General features: G+C 37.6%; 18 protein-coding genes. 6 read left to right on the top strand and 12 right to left on the bottom strand.

All coding sequences use genetic code 11. The features are described from left to right. Nucleotides 1-259: 259 nt before the first annotated feature. From B0X80_RS07040 to B0X80_RS07015, 6 genes are all read right to left on the bottom strand, one after another. The gene (locus tag B0X80_RS07040; protein ID WP_077339128.1) at nucleotides 260-1,795 is read right to left on the bottom strand and encodes a methyl-accepting chemotaxis protein; all 1,536 of its coding nucleotides are present in this window, start codon (nucleotides 1,793-1,795) and stop codon (nucleotides 260-262) included. Nucleotides 1,796-2,012: 217 nt separating this feature from the next. After that, nucleotides 2,013-2,633 carry a c-type cytochrome gene (locus B0X80_RS07035; protein WP_076417572.1) on the bottom strand — a complete coding sequence of 207 codons (621 nt, stop codon included), beginning with the start codon at nucleotides 2,631-2,633 and terminating at the stop codon, nucleotides 2,013-2,015. A gap of 130 nt (nucleotides 2,634-2,763) precedes the next feature. Continuing rightward, nucleotides 2,764-4,017: a hypothetical protein gene (locus tag B0X80_RS07030; protein WP_077339127.1), complete on the bottom strand. Its 1,254-nt coding sequence runs from the start codon at nucleotides 4,015-4,017 to the stop codon at nucleotides 2,764-2,766. Nucleotides 4,018-4,020: 3 nt separating this feature from the next. Then, nucleotides 4,021-6,345 (bottom strand): bifunctional diguanylate cyclase/phosphodiesterase, encoded by a 2,325-nt coding sequence (locus tag B0X80_RS07025; protein ID WP_077339126.1) that lies wholly within the window; start codon nucleotides 6,343-6,345, stop codon nucleotides 4,021-4,023. Nucleotides 6,346-6,388: 43 nt separating this feature from the next. Continuing rightward, nucleotides 6,389-7,066: a cupredoxin domain-containing protein gene (locus tag B0X80_RS07020; protein WP_077339125.1), complete on the bottom strand. Its 678-nt coding sequence runs from the start codon at nucleotides 7,064-7,066 to the stop codon at nucleotides 6,389-6,391. Nucleotides 7,067-7,214: 148 nt separating this feature from the next. Then, the gene (locus B0X80_RS07015; RefSeq protein WP_077339124.1) at nucleotides 7,215-8,453 is read right to left on the bottom strand and encodes a c-type cytochrome; all 1,239 of its coding nucleotides are present in this window, start codon (nucleotides 8,451-8,453) and stop codon (nucleotides 7,215-7,217) included. Nucleotides 8,454-8,653: 200 nt separating this feature from the next. Here B0X80_RS07015 and yihA point away from each other — a divergent pair, with 200 nt between their 5' ends. Beyond that, nucleotides 8,654-9,295: a ribosome biogenesis GTP-binding protein YihA/YsxC gene (gene yihA / locus B0X80_RS07010; protein WP_077339123.1), complete on the top strand. Its 642-nt coding sequence runs from the start codon at nucleotides 8,654-8,656 to the stop codon at nucleotides 9,293-9,295. A 655-nt stretch (nucleotides 9,296-9,950) separates the two neighbouring features. Here yihA and B0X80_RS07005 read toward each other — a convergent pair. Genes B0X80_RS07005 through B0X80_RS20430 form a run of 6 tightly spaced genes read right to left on the bottom strand, consistent with a single transcriptional unit; the run spans nucleotide 9,951 to nucleotide 14,368 of the window. Further along, entirely contained in the window at nucleotides 9,951-10,754 is an 804-nt protein-coding gene (locus B0X80_RS07005) for a hypothetical protein (protein ID WP_077339122.1), read from the bottom strand. A 21-nt stretch (nucleotides 10,755-10,775) separates the two neighbouring features. Then, complete coding sequence (locus tag B0X80_RS07000) at nucleotides 10,776-11,477, bottom strand: hypothetical protein (protein ID WP_077339121.1); 702 nt, start codon at nucleotides 11,475-11,477, stop codon at nucleotides 10,776-10,778. After that, on the bottom strand, nucleotides 11,478-12,671 hold the full coding sequence (locus B0X80_RS06995; protein WP_077339120.1) for a nucleotidyltransferase domain-containing protein: 1,194 nt from the start codon (nucleotides 12,669-12,671) through the stop codon (nucleotides 11,478-11,480). Beyond that, nucleotides 12,664-13,812 (bottom strand): HNH endonuclease, encoded by a 1,149-nt coding sequence (locus B0X80_RS06990; protein WP_077339119.1) that lies wholly within the window; start codon nucleotides 13,810-13,812, stop codon nucleotides 12,664-12,666. The genes B0X80_RS06995 and B0X80_RS06990 overlap by 8 nt, the downstream gene beginning before the upstream one ends. Before the next feature lie 8 nt (nucleotides 13,813-13,820). Continuing rightward, nucleotides 13,821-14,192 carry a metal-dependent hydrolase gene (locus B0X80_RS06985; RefSeq protein WP_077339118.1) on the bottom strand — a complete coding sequence of 124 codons (372 nt, stop codon included), beginning with the start codon at nucleotides 14,190-14,192 and terminating at the stop codon, nucleotides 13,821-13,823. Nucleotides 14,193-14,194: 2 nt separating this feature from the next. Next, the gene (locus tag B0X80_RS20430; RefSeq protein ID WP_175623894.1) at nucleotides 14,195-14,368 is read right to left on the bottom strand and encodes a hypothetical protein; all 174 of its coding nucleotides are present in this window, start codon (nucleotides 14,366-14,368) and stop codon (nucleotides 14,195-14,197) included. Between the two features lie 109 nt (nucleotides 14,369-14,477). Here B0X80_RS20430 and B0X80_RS06980 point away from each other — a divergent pair, with 109 nt between their 5' ends. The 5 genes from B0X80_RS06980 to B0X80_RS06960 are packed head-to-tail and all read left to right on the top strand — an operon-like array spanning nucleotide 14,478 to nucleotide 22,260. Next, complete coding sequence (locus tag B0X80_RS06980; RefSeq protein ID WP_077339117.1) at nucleotides 14,478-14,822, top strand: helix-turn-helix domain-containing protein; 345 nt, start codon at nucleotides 14,478-14,480, stop codon at nucleotides 14,820-14,822. 10 nt (nucleotides 14,823-14,832) lie between these two features. Beyond that, a complete protein-coding gene (locus B0X80_RS06975) occupies nucleotides 14,833-15,642 on the top strand; it encodes an ImmA/IrrE family metallo-endopeptidase (RefSeq protein ID WP_077339116.1) in 810 nt (269 codons plus the stop codon). Between the two features lie 6 nt (nucleotides 15,643-15,648). After that, complete coding sequence (locus B0X80_RS06970; protein WP_077339115.1) at nucleotides 15,649-17,745, top strand: type I restriction-modification system subunit M; 2,097 nt, start codon at nucleotides 15,649-15,651, stop codon at nucleotides 17,743-17,745. After that, nucleotides 17,735-18,904, top strand: a complete 1,170-nt coding sequence (locus B0X80_RS06965) for a restriction endonuclease subunit S (protein ID WP_077339114.1) — start codon at nucleotides 17,735-17,737, stop codon at nucleotides 18,902-18,904. The genes B0X80_RS06970 and B0X80_RS06965 overlap by 11 nt, the downstream gene beginning before the upstream one ends. Nucleotides 18,905-18,918: 14 nt before the next feature. After that, a complete protein-coding gene (locus tag B0X80_RS06960) occupies nucleotides 18,919-22,260 on the top strand; it encodes a type I restriction endonuclease subunit R (RefSeq protein WP_175623893.1) in 3,342 nt (1,113 codons plus the stop codon). Nucleotides 22,261-22,302: the final 42 nt, after the last annotated feature.

Here is a 22,302-nt window from a genome sequence, read left to right as displayed (position 1 = left end):
GCATTAAATTTACGTCATGGTTATTCTCGGTAACTGCTCCTGCGTTACTCTAATGTCCTACATCCATGTAGGAACCTGACTAAAGTTAATAACGCAGCATAAATTGTTTTTAGACCCATCGTAGAAGCGCTTGAGCAAAATCACTTCGTCGTTAATGCTTTTTATAAGGGAACGACCATTATTGCAAAGCATTGCCTTGAATTGATATCGCTCAAGTGCTCTGAAATATGCATCTTGATTGGTTACGGGTATATACAGGCTAACGAAATGTTGAGCTCAGGGCTTCTAACGCATTAGCATTTTCGTTTACTTTTATACTGTGTTTGTTTACTTGCTCAGCACTTTCTGTATTTTGCTTTGAAATATTATCAATAGCACAAATGTTTTGATTGATTTCATTGGCTACTACACTTTGTTCTTCAGCAGCAGTGGCGATTTGCGCGGTAATATCACTCACATTATCTATCATAGATTTTATACTGTTCATCTTCAGTTTAGCTTCATTGGTATTTGCAACACAGTTATTGGCATCATCATGGCTTACCAGCATAATGTTACTCCAAGAGGTTAATGTATTTTGTAACTTAACTACTGATTGGCTAATGTGTTCGGTGGCTGACTGTGTTCTGCTTGCTAGCGTTCTTACTTCATCAGCAACAACAGCAAAGCCTCTTCCTTGCTCACCCGCACGTGCTGCTTCAATCGCTGCATTAAGCGCTAGCAGGTTTGTTTGATCGGCTATGCCTTCAATCTCAGCCATTATCTTGGCTATGTGACCGGCGTCTTTCACTAAGCTTTGGGCGCTAGAGGAAGCCTTTTCCACCTCTTTTGAAAGCTTGTTAATTTTTATCTCGCTTTCATCAATGGTTGAAATAGATTGATTACACTGCTCAACAATATCAGTTACTTTATCATGGGCTTCTGTTGTGCTTTTGCTTACATCACTGATGGTAGCGCTCATTTCTGTAATGGCTGTGGCTAATTGATCTAGTTGATTATTTTCTTCAAGTAAACCACTTAATGTGTGTTCTGATGATTGTGAAAGACCAGAAGCTAAACTTGTTAGCACTGTAGCAGAGTCATAACTTCGGCCTAAAATAGTACGTACTTTAGCTTGTAGTAAAAATGAATGATAACTTAATAATGCGCTAATACCGGTACCGGTGAATAATAAACGAGAAGGGCTATCGTAATTTTCTTTAATATTTTTTACCTGTTTAGGTAATACGAGCATTTCCTCAGTAAAAATAGCGATAAATAAAATAAAGCTAATAAGCTGAATAATTGCAGCTGATATACTGTAATTTATCCCAATAAATGCGGTACTGAGAGTAATAAGCATTATAGCGATAAGGCGTTTCAGTGGAATGTTTACAGAAAATTCAGATAATACTTTTCCGTTGTTTAATCTTTCATATAATTTAGTTGCTGCAACTTTCTGTGCTTGAGTCGGACAAGTGCGTACAGACTGATAACCAATCATTTTATCGTTTTCATATACAGGTGTAACATAAGCGTCTACCCAGTAATAATCTTTTTTGTTTTTACAAAGATTTTTTACCATGCCTCGCCATGAATCACCTCGTTTTAGTTTCTCCCAAAGATCTTCAAAGGCTGCTTTCGGCATTTCAGGGTGGCGAACTATGTTGTGATGTTGACCAATAAGCTCTTCTCTCGAATATCCCGATATTTGAGAGAAGCTGTCATTAACGTAGGTAATATCACCTTTTAAGTCAGTAATAGAAATTAATTGTTCTGTTGAAGAAAATGTCACTTCATTGCTGAGTCCATTCATAAAGGGATCCACGTTTGTGATGTATAAGGTTGTTTTCTTAATACATTAAAATTTATAGGGTTATTGTATAATATTAGCAGTTTTGTTGAGGTTTGCTAGAGGTTGTTGATCTTTTAGGGAGAAATATTAAATAAAACAGTATGATTTAGTAAGATAAATTTTAGTGATAAAAAAACCACTATAAATAGTGGTTTTAATGTTGGTTTTGTTAACGTTTTTACTTCAAAGAAGCAATATATTGCGTTAGTGCTTCAATATCAGCGTCTTCAAGTTTCATAGCAATATTGCGCATCATTTTTGCTTTATCGTTTGCGCGTGTACCAGAACGGAATTTTTCAAGCTGAGACTTAATGTAAGCTGCACTTTGTTGGCCAATAACAGGGAAACCTGCTTTTTCCATACCTTTACCAGTAGCACCATGACAAGCTACACAAGCGGTAATTCCACGAGAAGCATCTCCACCTAAATAAAGTTTTTTGCCTGTTTCATTTGTTGTTTCTGAACCCGGAGCCATTTTTTGTGAAGCAAAGTATGCACCTAAGTCTGCCATGTCTTGTTCTGATAACGCCATTGTCATGCCGCCCATGATTGGATCTGCACGACCTTCTTTACCGCCTGATGACATACCTAATTTAAAATCGGCAAGTTGTTTAGCAATATAATCTGCACTTTGTCCTGCCAGTTTAGGGTATATGGCAACTGCTCCATTACCGTCTACACCATGACATGCTGCACATACTGCTGACTTATTTTTACCTGCGTCAGCGTCGCCTTCAATAGCTGATGCCGTGTTAAGTGCACCTAGTCCTAATAATAGTGTCAAAAGTATTTTTTTCATAAATGACTCTCTGTTTATCGCTAATAATTAGCGTGTCATGGGTTAAGTAATTCGATTAGTATCGCTAGATGAACGCATTTTACACTAATTTAATGATTGTTAAATATATTACCTTGTATATTCAACAAAATTAATAAAAATAGCGAGCGGCAAAGGCAAGTTGTCTTTCGGTTAAATTGATTGGCTGGTTGGTATACATTCGTCCTGGGCGGTAGCTATCAATCCAAGTAAATTCAGTGGATAAAAACCAAGGTTTTGATAGGCGATAGGTGTAGTTTAATGTAAATGCTTTACCGCGTTCAGTATTGTTATCGCCTACTGTTTTGTCGTTATCTTTTACGTTGAATCGTTCTATACGTGAGGTGATTCTATGGGCTTTAATGCGTTTTGAAAGGGCAATATAACCATTAGTGTAATCGTTATTTACAACATCGGTTTTTAAAGGACTTTGCATTAGTGTATCACCATGTAATAACTGACTCGTTAGTACAATGCCTTGTGGTAATAACCACGTTAAATCAATATGAGTAAAGCGAGTTTTCCACGCATATTGACCATTATCTACAATATAAGGTTTGCCGTTGTTGTTGTAATAGCCTGCAGAAATAGCGCCTTTTTTATGGAATTTAATTTCAGCTCGAACATGACCTCCAACTCTATCGTCTACTTCTAAAAAAGGATCTGAGCTTGAGGCTTGTTCGTATAAGTCGTAGCCTTGCATTCTTGCTTTAAAGTATGGGAGCTGTATTTTTTCAGTGTAAAGGGTTTGCCGATTACTAATGGTCCAGCCATGCCAAGAAAGCATGCTGCCTGCAGGGTCGTTATTTACAAATGCGCTAACGGTTAGCGATAAATCGAATGGGTCTTTATTTATTCTCCCTAAACGGGTTAGGGTGATTTCGTTACCTAAAACTCTTATTTCTTCACCAATCCAAGTATTCAAGCTTGATGAGTTTAAGGTGTTTTTACTGGCCCATGCGTAGGCATTGTTTTCGAGAGATATTTTAGGATAAAACACGCCTAATTTTGATTGCCATCGATAACCAGAAGCATTGGGTAAGCCTGAATATTTTATATAACCTTCGGTTAAGCCTAGTTTAAAATCGCCGTTGTTTTTGTAGGCGTTAGCCACAGCATGAACACTTAAACCATTGTCCCAATTTAATGCAATTTCTCCACCTGCTTGCGCAAGGGTAAAGCTTTCGCCATCGTTTAGGGCAAACTTTCCGTATCCGCCTTGTGTATAGTTACCCGTTAAGGAGTCGGTTACTGTTGCTCTTAAATCAAGTACCCCATGAAATGTAGTTTCCATTTCATAAGCATTAGCAAAATTAAGTCCTGTTAAGCTTAAGGTAAATAAAAGAGTGATAAAGTGTTTTTGCACGCGTTAGCCTTTTTCAACGCTCAATACTTCTTGTTTTTTTATCCAAGCGGTAAAGTCGTCTGTGGGTTTAGGTCTACTAATAAAATAACCTTGTCCAAGTTCACAGCCTTGTTTTGCTAACCAGCGTAATGCGAAGTCGTCTTCAATTCCTTCTGATACTACAGATAAGCCCATATTATGAGCTAATTCAATGGTTGATCTTACAATAATTCGGTCGTCTTCATCTTCATGTAAATGTTGCACAAAAGACTTATCTATTTTTAATTCGTGTACCGGTAGCTGTTTTAACTGGGCTAACGATGAATAGCCTGTGCCGTAATCGTCTATCGATATTTTTATGCCGGCGTCTTTAAAACGTTGTAGTAGCATAATGGCAGATTCAGGGTTGTCAACAACTGCGCTTTCGGTAACCTCTAAGGTGACTTTATTCGCTGGTACTTTATTGGCGGTAAGTGTATTACAAATAAACTCGTAAAAATCAGGCTCTTTTAAATTTTCAGCTGAAATATTAACAGCCACGTTAATGTCTATATTGTCTTTTCGCCAAGTGGCTGATTGGCTAAATGCAGTAGCAACAACCCAGCGTGTTAGGCTATTAATTTGACCCGTTTGTTCGGCAATATGAATGAAGCTGTCTGGCGGTATCATGCCTAATGTGGGGTGATACCACCGTACAAGGGCTTCAGCATGAGTAACAATGTTGGTTTTTAAATCAAGCTTAGGTTGATAATGCAATTCTAGTTGGTTGTCAGAAATAGCGTGTTTAAGATCGTTAATCAGATTTAGGCGCTCTACGCTATTTACATCTAACGACTTATCATAACATTGGTAATTTTTGTTGTTTTTTCTGGCATTTTGTAAAGCGGTATCAGCCATTTGTAGTAGTGTTTTATCTACATTGCTGTGTTCTGGAAACGACGAAATACCAATACGAACTTGCAGTTGTAAGTTAATTCCACCGTAGTCACAGTGGGCTTCTAATGCCGTATTAATATTTTTAACGAGCTCAGTAATTGAATGCTTTTCTTTTTTTTCAAAAAGTAAAATAAATTCGTCGCCACCGAGGTGACACAATAAGGTAAATTGCGAAAGTTTTTTTAGTCTGTCGGCAGTACGTTGAATGAGCCAATCGCCTACGTCGTGCCCTAGTGTTTCGTTCACGTCTTTCAATCGACTTAAATTAAGATGAAATAGCTGAAAGCTGGTTTTGTTACTAATACACTGGTTTAAGGTTTTAACTAAAATATTTCGATTGGGTAGTTCAGTTAAAGGGTCGTGATTCGCTCTGTGTGTAATTTCTTGCTCACGCGTAAGTACAGCTTGTTGCATTAGGTTAAATTCGTCGGCAAGTTGCCCAAGTTCACTGCTGTCTTTTAATTCGATTTTTTGCTGATAATCACCACGGGCGATCATTTTAGCTTGTTTTACTAAACGTTTAATGGGCTTGGTAATAGAAGCGGCAATAATATAAGCACTTGTTAATGAAAGTAATAGCGTGATGAAAGTAAGAATTAAAAACTGCCACCATTGTTCTTGCAGTAATTTAACAATATCGGCTCTTAAACCGTACATAGCTAAACCAAATTGTTGATCGTCAAACTCTGTAATTAACTCACCAATCGCTATGTATTGCTCAGGAGTTTGTCCGTTAACAATGTTTTTAGCAAAGTTAATGTCGGCATCAGGGTTTGATGAGGCAATAAGCAACCATTGATTATTTTGGTTAAGAATAAAATCAACCTCTAAACGTGTAATTTCTAAAAAATGAGTCGCTAGTGTTTGGTTAATTTCAAAACCAAAGGCTAACCAGCCAATAGTGCTAGTGCCTACAGAGAGTGGCGATAAACTTAACTGATACAAGGTGCCGTCAAGCATATACAAGTGTGACTTTTCTTGGCTTTCTAACCAATCAGTATGTTTAAATTGGCTACCGAGTTCAGAACCTTTTTGAACTTTAGTTTTCGCATTATCAAGATGAGAAACTTGCAGTTGTGCGGTTATGTTACCGTTAGCTGAAATAGCCATAGCGAGATCTGCATTAATACGTTTACGGTGGTTATTTAAAGCAAATAGTAGGCTACGTGTATCATCTTCAAATACGTCTTTTATACCGTAATCTTTTGCGGCAGTTTCAGCAAAGGCTGCTAAATAATCGCGACGACTATTAAACTGTTCCGTAAATATGGTTTTAGCCGTAGTAAGCCTATTACTAATTTCTTGTTGTTCTTGAGCGTTATTACCTTTAATTAAGGTCCATAGCGCTATTGACTGTACAAGTAACAGTAATAAAACAAAAAATAGAAATATCTTTGTTTGTAGGCTTTTCATATTAAGGTTTTACCTTACGTATAATTAATGAGTTAATCGTTATTTAATAATCAGACAAAAAATCGAAGTCGTCTTCGTTTTGTTGGCTAGGAATTTCATCCATAGGTTTTGATAACTGCATAGTGACCGCCATAGCACTATTTAGGTTAATCGTTTTGGTTATTCTATTATTAATGTCTGTCATTTGAGGATGCCAAACCACTACTTTATATTGACCTGATTTATCGATAACCATTTCAGTATTACCGTTTTTATCCGATTTTGCGAAAAAAGGCGTATCTACAATAAGCATATAACCACTCATCCAGTCATGAATGTTGCAACCCATAGAGACTTCTCCTGCTTCGTTAAAATCGTTTTTAATGACTTCTTGGCCAGAACGAATTTTGACGGAAAACTTATTATCACCAACGGGGGAATAGATATGATGGGTAATATTGTCTTGGTTATTAAATTTAACTTTACTGCCTAATTGCATAACGCTGATGTAAGGAATAAAGGCTTTGTTTGCTTGACCTATTTCTAAAGTGTTGGTGTTTTTTAATGTGACTTTATGACCTATTGGTTCAACATATACCACCATGTTTTCTAATGGTTTTTGGTTAGTGTCAACGACATTAACGGTAAGGGTGTTGGTAGCATTGGCAACAAAAGAAGGTGCAAAAATAATAAAAAAGCTAATAAATAAGAATTTTATTTGAATAGGTAACTTATTAAACAATAGCTTATTCCTTGTGATTAAATAATTAAAACAGGTAAAGCAAATTATAGTAACAATACGTAGATAAATAACAACAAAGATTAAATATATAAATTTAGGCATAAAAAAACAGCATATAAAATGCTGTTTTTTTAAAGTGAGAGGCGTTTTATTTTAATGTAGCAATAAACTGAGCCAACTCATCAATGTCTTTTTCAGATAAGCTCATTGCAATGTTACGCATCATTTTTGATTTGTCGTTTGCACGCTCACCTGATTTAAACTTGGTTAATTGAGACGTAATATACTCAACACTTTGGTTTGCTAATGAAGGGAAACCAGCGTTAGCCATACCTTTACCTGTAGCGCCATGACAAGCAACACAAGCAGTAACAGATTGGTTTACATGGTTAACTTTACCGCCGTAATAAATTTTGCTACCAAGCTCTGAACCTTTGCCATTACCTGCTAAAGGTTTTTGTGCTGAAAAATATGCAGCTAGTTCAACCATGTCTTGCTCAGAAAGAGGAGCAGCCATACCCGACATAACAGGGTCTTTACGGTCACCATTTTTAAGCTCTTTTAATTGCTTAACAATATAACTTGCATGTTGGCCCGCTAATTTAGGATAAATCGCCACAGTCGCGTTACCACCTGTGCCATGACACGCTGCACATACTGCGGCTTTCTTTTCGCCTGCTAATACTTCTTCAGTAATGGCTGCTACAGTAACCTTTTTAGGTTTAATGTTAGCAACAGCTTTGGTATCAGCAAAGTAAGCACCAATATCTAAAATTTCTTCATCAGTCATTTGGCCAGCAAATTGATTCATCGGGTAGTTAGAACGATTTTCATTTGCTTTAAAGTTATGTAATTGTTTTTGAATATATTCAGGATGCTGCTTAGCAAGATTAGGATAAATAAGTACTTCACTGTTACCGTCTTTACCATGACAACCAATACAAGCACCAATGCTACGAGAAGCATCGCCTAACTCGTATAAACTTTTACCTGCTACAGCATCAGGTTCGTATTTAGCTACTGGAGCCGCAGCACTCGCACCTGTATCGCCACCTGCAGCACCAGCGTCAGCTGCTGTACGAGGTAAACTATTATAGTATGCACCAATGTCAGCCATGTCTTGTTCAGATAAACCTGCAGCCATAGGGCCCATTACAGGATCGCTACGGTCAGTACTGTTTTTTAACGCTTTAAGTTGTTTAACAATGTAGTCAGCATGCTGACCCGCAAGGTTAGGGTATGCGTCACTCGCACTAATGCCATTTGCACCATGACATCCAGCACATAAAGCAACCTTGCCTTTACCTGCTTCAGCATCACCAGAAGCGGCAGCAGCAACATTCATACCTGTAAAAATTATTAATAGTGAAAAAATAAAACGTTTCATTGAATAGATCTCTTCTTGCCTTAACTAAGCAACTTACTTAATTAAAAAAAAGTGTTTAAAAAAACTGGCAGTATTTTACACAAATAATTGCACCGTGTAATAAACATAGTAAAAATAAGGTGATTTTTTATCTATTTTTTGAATATAAATGAAAAAAATAGATATAATGGCGATAATTATTACAGTATTTGGAAATTACCTTGTCATCATCAAGCATAAATTTACACAGAGCGACATTTACACTTAGCGCGCCAGACATTCGTCGGTTGCCTGATGATACGGGGATAGAAGTCGCATTTGCTGGTCGATCTAATGCCGGAAAATCGAGCGCTTTGAACACCTTAACTAATCAAAAAAGCTTAGCACGAACCAGTAAAACACCCGGCAGAACACAATTAATTAACGTGTTTGAAATCGCAGAAAACAAACGTTTAATCGATTTACCCGGTTATGGTTTTGCGCAAGTGCCATTAGAAATGAAAAAGAAATGGCAAAAAGCACTAGGCGAATACCTAGAAAAACGCGAATGCCTAAAAGGATTAGTGATATTAATGGATATTCGTCATCCGTTAAAAGACTTAGATAAAGATCTTATTCAATGGGCAGTAGATAGCGAATTACCTATTTTAGCTCTATTGACGAAGTGCGATAAATTATCTTTAGGGCAAAGCGCGACTGAAGTACTTAAAGTGAAAAAGATACTAAAAGAATATAATGCTGATATTACTGTTCAAGCATTTTCATCATTAAAACGCACCGGTTCAGAACAAGCGACTGCGGTTATTCAAGCATGGTTTGAAGACGACTTTGATGAAGATTTAGCGCAAGACGAGCTTATTTAAGACTAATTTGAGCATAATTAAATAATAAATAGTCAACCTGTAATTCCCTAAGCCTTGCAATAATACTGCAGGGCTTTTTTATGTTCGTTTAAGCAGGAATAGTAAATATGAATTTTATACTGACTTGATATTAAAGAGGAAAAACTAAATTTTAGGCAAAAAAAAGCCGATAACAATAAGTACCGGCAAATAAGAATAAGTTATGGGGAAAACTTAAAATTCAATAAACTGTTCGCTAAGAACAAGCGCATTATAGAGCATGTACTCTAGTAAAGTAAAGCTTTTACTCTAAATAAAGGGATAATTTGTGGAAATATGATTTAATCAGAAGTATTTGGTTAGATTCATTGGGCAAGAGTATTTTTTCATTGGGGGAGAATTTAACACCTTAATTTTAAAGGGCTGTACTAAAAAAATATGAAAATTAGCTCTAAAATCCGTTTTTTTCAAATTTCTGTCGGCTTTTAGTTTTCTAGCAATTTTTGACTGCAACCAGTAGTAATTGCACTCGTTAGTTAGGCGTATATAGCTTTCAGTAAACTTGAAATGCCGTCATATAATAAACGCATCAGCAATTCATGTGTTTTAGTAACTATTTCGAAGACAAATAATATAAGCCTGTCTTCGAAATGGCTATTCATCTATGCTTGAGGTTTTAATGGATAAGACAGTGGTGTTGTTCTTGCTCATCTTCTTTTTTAGATAAATCAACAATTGGAGAGCATGCAACGAACTTACCCTTCTGATCCAAAATAAGGCTTTCGGTGTTTGTCACCATAACCGTTAACTCCTTATTTTTATGTATCACCCTACCAACCAACTGTTTATTAGTGTCGGTATGTAAAATTGAACATCCAGCCAACCTTCCTTTATTTTCATCGTTCTTGTTTATTAAAATGCAAACTTCACTGCCTATATCTAGTTTTCCGCGTTGTAATCCGTACTCATAAGACATAGAAAACCCCCATGCTAAATACATAAGAAAAGTTACCAGAAAAAGTACCAGCCCATAAAACCCAAGAGCAAACATTATAGGATAAGCAATAATTTTCTTTAGCCATAGCTTAGCTTTGTTTGAAGAGTTATTTTCTTGATTATCTTTTCTTTGACTCTCTTCAGGCTGCACCTTCTTTGTCTTTGGGAATATAATGGCAAGCCATAATCCACCAATAATTATAAAAATAACAGTGGGCCAGAATCCCATACTAAAAAGCGATTCGGTGTCTTTCAAAGTTTCTTGATGAAGATCTCTTAAAAACAAAGTCGTTTGAAACGTAATTTCTTGCTGAGAAATTTCAACTTCTCTCAACCCAAGGCCCATTCCTTCAAGCCTACCCTTTAAATAACTGTACCCTGCAAAGTGATTGAAAGTGGCAAGCGCACCACCAATAAATGCTAATACAGAGCCAATTTTTGCAAATGGTAAAAGTTGAGTTAAGGCGGTCTGTTTTTCTGACATAAAGTTTCCTTCACATAAGTGCTAAAAAGTTTGTTTTCGAGGTTTAGTTTTAATCTTTTTCGGTTTTGGTATTGGCGTAAAACCCTTAGCTAAATGCTCCCTAAACCATTTGCGTTTTGCTAGCTTGCGTAAAGACTTCAAGCGAAAACGTAATGAGCAACACCCTAACCTCTTGCCGCAACAGCAAGGGCATTTCAACTTGTTTGCCTCTCTATACTTTAAGCCCAAAGCCTTCAGCCCAAGCATCACTGATTTCTTACCGTTTACACCGAATAGCCTTTCATAATCATCTATCAGCCCTTCTTCTCCATGCTCCAACTCACCAAACGGTGCGCTACCAAATTTGACCTTGTATGCGATGCTAAAGAGGCAAGGCTCTACAATTGAAGCAAAAAAACCTTCAAATTTAGAATTGTCAAAACAAGCCATTCTCAAACGAACTTCAGAGGTCAAGCATAGGGAGCCATCTTTATATGTATGAAAGTCAGGCGTTCTGGGAAATTTGTATGATGTCTCAAAAACAATAGGCACATCATTCGGATAGTTGCTTGGTATTACTATCTTTAGGTCAATGACATCATCTATTATTTGACCGTTTTCAAACTGTGCATACAGCTCATAAGTTCCTTCTAACTCAACAAAATCATCACTCAATTGAGTAATTCTGAGGGTACTGTGGTGAGCGAGAAAATCTCGCACACCTAATTCTTCTAGCCATGTCATCTATAATTTGCACCAAGGGCGTGATGAGGACTGAGGAATAGCTTTGGGTTTCGAAGAAGCAACCGCTGGAGCTAACCCCAATGTTTTAGAAACAAAGGTGCTATCTAGACTTTGGTTAAAGCCTCTTTTAGCCGCTTCAAGAATGTTTTTGACATTTTCTTTACTGCGCAAAGCATCAAAGTCTGCTTGTGCCTGAAATAACCAGCGATTGAAATTGTTTTCTAGACTTAAATGCCTGTGCTCGTCGGAGTACCACTTATCAGCAAAATCCTCCACTGGGTTTACGGGGTTTGGAACGCGAGGAATAGATGGTGATATCAATGTTCCCATTCTATTCAAGATATTTTCCATCGCAGATACTAGATCCGACTCACCTGAATAAGCCTTTGCAGCTAGTGTTGTGATAATAATTGAGATTGGCTTTGAATCATCGTCGTTTTCAAACATAGTATCGCGATGGCGCTTTAGCAGTTTAATAACCATCTGAAGCGGTGTCTTCCATTGGTAATTAGGCAACTCTTCTATACTAGCTTTAGCTTCAAACATTCTTTGATTAAGAGTTACTTCGGCTAAGCGCATTCTTGATTCAAACCATTGGGCATATCCTTCGGGATTACTGATACGCCAATCATTGGTATATAGGCTGTATTGTGGATCACTGTTATCCGTTATTGATACAGCTAGTTCCGATACCTCTTCAGCTAAAGTACTGTTGAAACTAGAAGATTCAATCATTCGCTTTTCCAGAACAGATTTCTGATCCAAATCCTCCGGGATGCATGGAACAATATCCATATGAAAGCTTATATCATCAGCATAATCTAAACGCCAACAGCGACGTTTCTCATCTAAGGCAGCTTGTATGCCTCTAGCTTTTCGATATTGTTCAAGGTCATCGCCAACAATATTTTTCAAATGCTCTTGAGTAGCAACGTCTTTAGTAATGCCTTCTTGTAAATTACAGCTCATATCAAGATCATATTGCTCACCTTTAAGTGGACGGTTCGCTGTTCCTAACCTAAATGACCCTTGTGGGCTAATTTTCGGTTCAAACCTTGAGCACGTTGATTCCTCGCGATGAAGCCATTCGCCAAGATCTTTATATCGACCTTCTGCTCTTTCATACGCGCTATCAGGTAGTTCAATAGCCGATAAAATATTCTCTAAAATTGCATTGCTTGAGTTATCAGCCATTGCTGCCTCCTGATATTATTAACGATTGGGTAAACTTCTGTTTTGAAGGGTTATGGTCGTAAACTACCCAGTCCATATCTGCCTTCGGCATTCTTGCTCTTCCAAGCTCAATACAGCAACTTACGGGCATAACTGGAAATATGTGCAATGGCGTAGCGTTACCGTGGTGCTTTTTAATATTCACCATAAGCTTTCGTATAGCTTGTCTAAATAAGACGAGTTGAAGCTTTGATTGAAGAAAGTCGTTATGTGGCGCTTCAACGGTTACTTCCCACAACGAGATGTTCTCACCTAATACGGTGCGTACTCTTTCATGGTCAACGTTGTCGCTCAATGATAATAACAATACTGCTGGTGCATTCTTATCTTGGGGTTCTTTTACGATGAATTTAAAGTCGCCATCGAAGGCTTGCCATCGCCAACCTTTAGGTTCTCGATGAGGCTGAAATGTTTCAACATCAACTTTGTCAGTGAGCAAGGCTCCAAGCCTAATCAAAAGGGGTTGGGGAGCTAATGCAAAAACTGAAAAATGCTTACAATCATCATGCTTAATATATCGTGCAATTGTGTTTTTAAATTCTTCTTCTAAGTGAGCATTTTCAGCCTGCCAATATTCGTATCTACCATCACGAAGTGATGAGTGCATTGACAACAAAACGGGTTTTTCATTTGCGGGATAGTAATCAGGAAACATTGCCGAAACACAATCATGAAATACCAATGGTGATGACTCTTGCCCTATATTTGCCCCATACATAACAACATGCGACTTTTTATCACTAGCTATACCAGTAACAATTTCTACCCTGTCTTCATGCTTACTTTTCCAGTCAATGAGCATATCCGCTGGATAACGTTCTGGCGTTCTATCAATTTTCAAATGACATTCATGGCAAGCTAACATCAAATTGCTAATATCATTTAACTTATCAAGACCCGTTTTAAATGGTCCCCAGCCTCGCGGCCCGTTTTCAGAAAAGGAATATATATGTGCTTTTTGCGCAGTATGCACCGATTCATTGGTTACCGAAGATCGAAATAATATTTTATTACAACCGTCAAACTGGCAACGACCAGCAGACCTTGCCCATAATTCTCTTTCTATAGTTGGTTTTATATGTCGAGTAACTTCAGTAGCCATAGTGCCTCCTACAACTTACCAACCAAGGGAAGGCTTCTAGGTGTAATCGCATCTAAAGCCAAATGGCTTAAATATCCAGCACCAGCACACAGCAAAATGCCGCGAATCACTTTTTCAAATTTATCTTCAGGTTGCCAGTCATAAGCTTTCTTTACTCCATATCCAACAGCAGCTAGCATGGTAATACTATGGAAAAACTGCCTATGGTGAGGATTCTTAAATGCTGGCTCAATAATATCTGGCAGCTTGCCAAAAAAATTCCCAACAAGAGGCCCTGCTACTATAAGCTCAGGGGTTTCTTTAATCGCTTCTTTATCTAGCAATGGTACTGCCAATCCTATAGCAGTACCTGCAAAGCTATGTGCGTGACCATTTGCCAAATTTATTTCTCCTTCCGCACGCCTTTAAATGGCGTTTTATCTGATGTTTTCACATCCATAAACCTTCCAGTTTCTGCATCACGTTTAACATAATGACCAGAAGGGGTTTTAGTTTGAGAGCGACTTTTGACAGCGCCATGTCGTCTGTTGTCGCCTGTTTTTCCATTTGTAGCCATAATTCACCTCATTAACTTTAGTTTAGGTATTAACAACTGTTAATATCGTAATCCATCTAGCGAAATAGATCAACAACTGTTAATATTTAAATTAACGGAGGGATATATTATGGCTGACAAACATCAGCAAGCCGCGCTTATCAGTAAAAACATCAAACATATGAGAGAAGCTCTTGGTTGGACGCAGGCAAAGCTTGCAAGCGAAGCTGGGGTAACTGCGGCAGCACTAAGCAAAATTGAAAAAGGTGATGGCCGAATGCCAACGATCGTTGTATTGCGAAAAATTGCTTCAGCATTAAATGTAAAACCTTACGAAATTACTGGTGAAGATGCTCCAGAAGATACAGGAGATAAAAAGGTCGAGTTCTTTCGTAAATGGGGAGATCTTGATAAATTACCAGAACAAGATCAGCAAATACTACGAGATATGATGGAGCGCTTCACTAAGAAGTAAAGGAGTACAAGTGGAAGAACAAAAAGGAGCAATGGAAGCGGAGTCGCTATTAGAAGACTTGGGCTTTGACCAGTTACCCATAAAAGTAAAGCAATTTATTGATGCCGTGTCAGATGTCAGCTTTCCTATTACGATGGAATTTCATGCATTTTCATCTGATCAATTTTTAGGTAAAGCGATAGGTAGCGATGAAGGTGCTGGCATTATTATAAATAGCAACATTCCTGATTCACGAAGATTGAACTTTACCGCAGCTCATGAAGCTGGACATGTCTGTATGCATGTCATGCAGGGAACATCTCAAAGCTTTTCATGTGGAAACCAAGAGCTAGGTGATTATTTTCGCGACCCGTTAGAGCGTCAAGCAAATGGTTTTGCGGCAGGACTATTAATGCCCAAACTACTTGTTAAAAAGCTTACTGACGGCGACGTGAATTGGCAAAACATTAAGCAAATATCGGATAAGTGCGACACGTCTTTAGAAGCCGTATTTCGTAGATTGTCATGGTTAGAAAAAGCATCTGTAGCTATGGTGATTCACCAAAACAAGCAATTTAAGCGATTCGTAACAACGAACCACTTTGATTTTTATATTCAACAAACCAACTTAACTTCTGAACAGCTAGAATTATGCACTAACGTAAGTCAAGAATCTTACCCTAATGATTTTGACGTAGTTGACCCTATTGATTGGGTAACTCCTGAAAAAAAAGGGCTGCGTTTAACCGAGTTATATACAAGCTCAATAATGTTAAACGATGGCTTTGTTTATACATTACTTAGTTATAATGATGACTGCTTTGAAGAAGTTGAAGACTGAGAAAAAATGAATACTGAACAATTAAAGCAATTAGAAAAAAGCCTCTGGTCGGCAGCAGATAACCTAAGAGCCAATAGTGATCTTAAATCAAATGAATATGCCACACCCGTTCTAGGGCTAATTTTTCTTAAGTTTGCTGATAACAAATACTCAAAAGTCGAAAATGAAATTGTAGCAGAGCATGCCAAATTAAAAGGTAGTCGCAGAGAAAAGCCTTTGTCAGAAGTTGCAATTAAAAAATGCGGTTTCTATTTACCAGAGCATGCCCGTTATGACTATTTGCTTAATCGTCCTGAAGAAGAAGATATGGCGAAAGCAATTAAAAGAGCAATGGAACTCGTCGAGGAGCATAAAAAAGAACTCGACGGTATTTTGCCAAAAGACGAATACTTTGCTTTAACTCGTACAGACCGGACTTTGCCAGCTCAGCTACTAAAAACATTCTCAGATATACCGCGAGATGCAACTGGCGACATCCTTGGTAAAATTTACGAGTTTTTCCTTGGTAAATTCGCTCTTGCTGAAGGTCAAGGTGGTGGTGTGTTCTATACGCCAAATTCTGTTGTTCGTTTAATGGTTGAGGTGATTGAGCCATACAAGGGGACGGTGTTCGACCCCGCTTGTGGCTCAGCAGGCATGTTTGTTCAATCTCAGCAATTTATTGAAGATCACAATGAAGAGCTTGAGCTACTTGGCGAAAAACATGATGAAAACAAGCTATTCGTATATGGGCAAGAAAAAACGTTAGACACGGTAAAGTTAGCCAAAATGAACATCGCGGTTAATGGCTTACGTGGAGAAATTCAGCAAGCAAATAGTTATAAAGAAAACCCTTTCGACTCCTATCAAAAGTTCGATTACGTCTTGGCCAACCCACCTTTCAATGTCGATGATGTTCCGGTTACCGATGTAGAAGATGATATTCGTTTTAATGAATACGGCATCCCAAAGAAAAAAACGAAAGTTAAGAAAAAAGACGAAGGCAAAGAAACCGTTCCTAACGGTAATTACCTTTGGATTAATCTATTCGCCACTTCGCTCAAAGAAAAAGGTAGAGCTGCTCTGGTAATGGCAAACTCAGCTTCAGATGCTCGCCATTCTGAAGCTGATATTCGTCAAACGCTTATCGAAAATAACCTTATCTATGGTATGTTAACCTTGCCATCCAATATGTTCTACACAGTTACATTACCTGCAACATTATGGTTTTTTGATAAAGATAAACAAGATGACAATATCTTATTTATTGACGCTCGCAATGTATTTACACAAATAGATCGAGCACATAGAGAGTTTAGTCCCGAACAAATTAATAACCTCGCAATTATTAGCAAGCTTCACAAAGGTAAGCGCAGAGAGTTTGTTCATTTAATTGATACTTATTTCGAAAAAGGTATGGAGCTGCTTGTTGAAAATAAGAAGCAAGTTGAGCCAGTGAGTGAACAGCTTTTAGAAGTTCTTGATGATGAAAAAGGAAAAATCGCTGTTGGTGATTTAGTTAATCGATGGAAAGAGTTAACTCAGCTACAAACTAAATATCAAACCTATACAACTTCGGTAGACGGAAAGTTTGCAGAAAAAAATCAAGTAGATGAAATCAACAAAGAACAGTATAACTTACAAGAAAACTTTGAGCCATTCTTTGAGGCTCTTCATCAAGGCTTAAAAAATATAGATAAAACGGTTCGCAAACAAGAAAAAGCTAAAGCGGATGTAGCGAAAGCTAAAGGAAAGAGAGCGTCAACTGACCGTCAAACTAAGTTGCTAAAAACCGCTCTCGAACAACTACATAAAGAAGTAAAAAGTGCGGAACTCTTCTTTAAGCATATCCATTGGCTGCAAGAAAGGTTTCCTAATGCTGAATATGAAGACGTTACAGGCCTGTGCAAATTGGCTTCCCCTGATGATGTCAAAGAACAAGATTATTCGTTAAATCCGGGACGATACGTTGGTGTTGTAATTGAAGAGGACGGGAAATCTGAAGAGGAGTTTATTTCAGACTTAATCTCTGCTCAAGAGCAGTTAAACTTCTTGGAGAACCAATCAAGTCAACTTACAGATATAATTCGCAATAATTTAAAAGTGATTACTGATGACCAATAACAAAAATAACTTAACTATTGGTGATATTGTAAATTTTAAACGTGGTTACGATTTACCTCATAGAGATAGAGTTGAAGGGAATGTGCCTGTTATGTCCTCCAGCGGTTTAACTGGCTGGCATAATGAATCGATGGTTACAGCGCCGGGCGTTGTAACTGGGCGATATGGGACATTAGGTGAGGTTTTCTATACAGAAGAAAATTACTGGCCTTTAAACACAAGCTTGTACGTGCAAGATTATAAAGGGAATAACCCTAGATTTGTTTATTATTATCTCCAAACAGTTTTAAGTGAAAATTTTAACTCCGCAGGAGCTGTCCCCGGAGTAAATAGAAATTATTTACACAAGATAAAAGTCCCTCCATTACCTAACGGAAAAGATAAAATTGCTGCTATTTTGACTTCCTACGATGAATTAATAGAATGCAATAAGCAGAAAATTGAAGCTTTACAACAAATTGCTATTGAAATTTACAAGGAGTGGTTTATCCGATTTCGTTTTCCGGGTCATGCAAACACTGAATTTTATAAGGGAATGCCTAAAGACTGGGACATTGTTGAATTGAATCAAATAGCAGATGAAAGCTCCAAAAGTTGTAAAGCTGGCGACCATTTGAGGGAGAGGCGTTACTTGCCATTAGATGTAATGGGAGGTAAGCAGTTTTTGCCGATTGATGACTATAGCTATGAGGAAGCAAAAAGTAGTTTAGTTACCTTTGAACAAGGTGATTTTATATTTGGAGCAATGCGCCCATATCAACATAAAGTTAATATTGCTCCGTTTAATGGAATAACTAGAACAACTTGCTTCGTAATAAGGCCTAAAGAAGCCTATTTATATTCATATTTATACCTTTCTCTATATAAAGAATCGACGATCGACTATGCAATGCAAATTAGCAATGGTTCCGATAGGCCTTACACTGTTTGGAAAAGAGGACTTGAGCGAATGAAAGTAATCAGGCCGCCAAAAGAAATTTTGGTAATTTTTGAAGACAAAGTAAAACCAATATTTGAGAAAATTGTTGGATTTTATCAGTTACAAAAAGAGCTAAAGCAAACTAAAGAATTGCTTCATCCAAGATTAATTTCAGGAAAACTTGCAGTGGCAGATTTAAATATACAATTTCCACCAAGCATGCAGGAAATCAAAGAATAAGAACAAGGAATATTATGGTCAAAGGCAAGGTGAAAAATATTATCAGTGAAGATGATATTGAACAAACATTGGTTCAACGACTTCAGCATGTTTATGGCATTGATTCATTAAATTGTTTTACAGCTAAACCGGACGATTTAAACGATGGTTCGGGCCGAACAGATAAACGAGATGTGATTTTTGCCGACCGTTTACGCGAAGCTTGCCTTGCTATAAACCCTGATATTCCTGAAAAAGTCATTGATGAGCAGGTTATAGAGAAGATAACTGATCGTCGCGCCGCGATGAACCCGATAGCGGCTAACCGCGAACTTGATATTTTTATCCGTGATGGTGTCCCTGTTGAATTTGATGATACTAACGGCAGAAAACAAAAAGAGACTGTTCGCTTAATCGACTTTAACCATTCGTCACCTAAAGACGGCCCAAATAAATACCTTGCAGTTACACAACTTTGGATAAAGTCATCAGTTCAAGCACCTAAGGCTGGCTACCGTAGACCGGATGTTATCTTGTACATCAATGGATTACCTTTAGTTTTTATTGAACTTAAAAATTCTAACGTAAAATTACGTTCTGCTTACGATGACAACTTAAAAAACTATAAACATGACATCCCGCAGCTTTTTCATTGCAACTCATTTTGTGTTTTGTCCAATGCTATCGAGTCGAAAATAGGCAGCTTCACTGCTGGTTGGGAGCATTTCTTTAGTTGGTTACGTGTAGATAATGAAAAAGAAAAAATCAATCGCCAACAGATTAAAGAAGAAGGGATTAGTGTAGAACGCGTCATTAACGGTTTGTTGGCACCTGAAAAACTGTTGGACTACATTGAAAACTTTGTATTGTTTCATAAAGAAACTAACAAGATTATTGCTCAGAACCATCAGTTCATAGGGGTTAATCAAGCTTACTCAAGATTTTTAAGGCGCGGGGAATTAGACGGTAAACTAGGTATTTTCTGGCATACGCAAGGTTCAGGTAAGAGCTTTTCAATGGTGTTTTACGTCAGGAAGATATTTAGAAAGGTAACTGGCAACTTTAGCTTTGTAGTGGTTACAGACAGAACTGACCTTGACGATCAAATATACCGTAACTTTTTGCATTCAGAAGTTATTAAGAAAAAAGATGCGGCTCAACCCGCTGACTCTTCTGAGTTAAGGGATTACCTAGGTAAAAATAAAAAAGTTGTATTTACATTGATTCAAAAATTCCGTTACGACAAAGGTAAGCAATACCCACAATTGTTTGACCCGAAAAAGGAAAAACGGGAAGTAATCGTTATCGTTGATGAGGCACATAGAACCCAATATAAATCGTTAGCGGAAAATATGAGGGAAGGATTAAAAGGGGCACACTTCTTAGCATTTTCTGGTACTCCTCTTTTAGGTAAGAAATATAAAAATCGCTCAGTTATTGGTAAGACTGAAGAGTGGTTTGGTGATTACGTTTCTGAGTATACTTTCCAAGATGCTGCTGATGACGGTGCAACAGTACCGCTTTATTATGAAAAGCGCGTACCTGAAATGTTGATCCAAAATGATGACTTAAGCGATGAGTTTTATGAGTTGCTAGAGGATGAAAACTTAGATGAGGCGCAACAACAAAAGCTAGAAAAGAAATTTTCTAAAGAGATGCAAGTTGTAGTTCGTGATGATCGCCTTGAAACACTTGCCAAAGATATTGTTTACCATTTTCCTCGACGCGGATATCTTGGCAAGGGCATGGTGGTAGCGTTAGACAAGTTCACCGCTGTCAAAATGTATGACAAGGTACAGCATCACTGGAAAGAAGAAATAAAGCGCCTTCGAGGTCTTGTCAAAAAGTCTACCAGTGATATTGAGAAAGCTCGCTTCAAGAAAATTGTTGATTACATGCGCTCTGTTGAGATGGCAGTTGTTATTAGCGACCCTAAAGCAGATCAAGAAAAATTCGAGAAAGCTAACTTAGATATAAAACCGCATATAACTCGACTAGAACAATTAGATAAACACGGTCATGATGTTGAGTATAATTTTAAAGATCCAGAACATCCTCTTCAGATAGTTTTTGTTTGTGCCATGTGGCTCACAGGTTTTGATGCCCCTACTGTTTCAACACTTTATTTGGACAAGCCCATGAAGGGGCACACGTTGATGCAGACTATTGCGAGAGCAAACCGAGTAGCATCTCACAAAATTAGAGGTTATAGCGGTAAATTCATCGAAAAGAAAAATGGCGAAATAGTCGATTACTACAATGTTTTCCGTAACATGAAAGAAGCACTTAAAGACTATGGACAAGGCGAAGTTGATGGTGATGGCGAGAAAGAAGGTGAAACACCTTCAGTTCAAGAAAAGTCAGAATTATTTCGTTTATTGGATGACGCAATAACCCAAGCGAATAATTGGTGTAAGGAAAGAAACATAAATCTTAAAGCTATTGCTGGTAGTGAGGATGTATTTCAAAACATCGAATTGTTTGAAGAGTATGCCGATACCTTACTAAGCAAGGATGAGTGGCGTAAAAACTTTTATGTTTACGACAATACTGTTTCTTCCTTATACGAAGCATGTAAACCAGAAATACTGAAACAGGCTCGTCGCCCTCTAATTGCAATTATCCAGTATTTAAGAGGTGTTGTTGATGCACACATCGAGCAAGTTGATGTAGATGATTTAACACAGAAAGTCTCTGAGTTGCTTGATGAAAGTGTTGTTGTAGACAACGCTGAAAAGTTTGCTGTTAAAGAACACAAAGCCAATTATCAAATTGTTCAAAAAGGTAAAACTTGGGATCTCTCCAAAATTAACTTCGAAAAGCTAAAGGAAGATTTTAAGGAAGCTAAATATAAAAACGTTGAGATTGCCGAACTCAAGGCATTCATTGAAGATAAACTTCGAAAAATGATGGAGCAAAATCATACCCGAACAGACTTTGCAGAAAAACTACAACAAATAGTTGAGCAGTATAATGCTGGCGGCTCATCAACAGAAAACTACTTTGATGATTTGATGAAGTTCACCGAGAGCATGAAGGAAGAAGATGAGCGCCATATGCGTGAAGGTTTGACCGAGGATGAACTTGAACTCTTTGATTTATTGAAAAAAGATAAAATTACAAAGGCAGAAGAACAAAAGGTCAAACTTGCAGCTAAGCACCTGATTTTAAGGTTACTTGATGGGCATCCGAAAGTACTAGTTCAAGATTGGTGGAAAGACGGTCAAACACAGCTTCAGGTTAAGAATGCCATTGAAGAAGTGTTAGATAAAGACTTGCCTGAAAGCTACGGTCGAATTGAATTTAAAGAGAAGTGCGACAAGATTTATAATTTGGTAGTAGATTTTTCTGCAAATCATAAGAAATGGGTAGCATAGGGTAATGACGCTGGTCGTCGATAGATAATAGACATTTTAGGG

The organism is Pseudocolwellia agarivorans, from assembly GCF_002000085.1.
Lineage (GTDB): Bacteria > Pseudomonadota > Gammaproteobacteria > Enterobacterales > Alteromonadaceae > Pseudocolwellia > Pseudocolwellia agarivorans.
This window is presented reverse-complemented; position numbering and strand designations above follow the sequence as displayed.

Excerpts from the sequence above, each read along its gene's own strand:
- B0X80_RS07005 (WP_077339122.1), bottom strand. The coding sequence starts at position 10,754 with ATGTCAGAAAAACAGACCGCCTTAACTCAACTTTTACCATTTGCAAAA.
- B0X80_RS06980 (WP_077339117.1), top strand. The coding sequence starts at position 14,478 with ATGGCTGACAAACATCAGCAAGCCGCGCTTATCAGTAAAAACATCAAA.
- B0X80_RS07025 (WP_077339126.1), bottom strand. The coding sequence starts at position 6,345 with ATGAAAAGCCTACAAACAAAGATATTTCTATTTTTTGTTTTATTACTG.
- B0X80_RS06990 (WP_077339119.1), bottom strand. The coding sequence starts at position 13,812 with ATGGCTACTGAAGTTACTCGACATATAAAACCAACTATAGAAAGAGAA.
- B0X80_RS06995 (WP_077339120.1), bottom strand. The coding sequence starts at position 12,671 with ATGGCTGATAACTCAAGCAATGCAATTTTAGAGAATATTTTATCGGCT.
- B0X80_RS07015 (WP_077339124.1), bottom strand. The coding sequence starts at position 8,453 with ATGAAACGTTTTATTTTTTCACTATTAATAATTTTTACAGGTATGAAT.
- B0X80_RS20430 (WP_175623894.1), bottom strand. The coding sequence starts at position 14,368 with ATGGCTACAAATGGAAAAACAGGCGACAACAGACGACATGGCGCTGTC.
- B0X80_RS07040 (WP_077339128.1), bottom strand. The coding sequence starts at position 1,795 with ATGAATGGACTCAGCAATGAAGTGACATTTTCTTCAACAGAACAATTA.
- B0X80_RS07035 (WP_076417572.1), bottom strand. The coding sequence starts at position 2,633 with ATGAAAAAAATACTTTTGACACTATTATTAGGACTAGGTGCACTTAAC.
- B0X80_RS06965 (WP_077339114.1), top strand. The coding sequence starts at position 17,735 with ATGACCAATAACAAAAATAACTTAACTATTGGTGATATTGTAAATTTT.
- B0X80_RS06970 (WP_077339115.1), top strand. The coding sequence starts at position 15,649 with ATGAATACTGAACAATTAAAGCAATTAGAAAAAAGCCTCTGGTCGGCA.
- B0X80_RS06960 (WP_175623893.1), top strand. The coding sequence starts at position 18,919 with ATGGTCAAAGGCAAGGTGAAAAATATTATCAGTGAAGATGATATTGAA.
- B0X80_RS07000 (WP_077339121.1), bottom strand. The coding sequence starts at position 11,477 with ATGACATGGCTAGAAGAATTAGGTGTGCGAGATTTTCTCGCTCACCAC.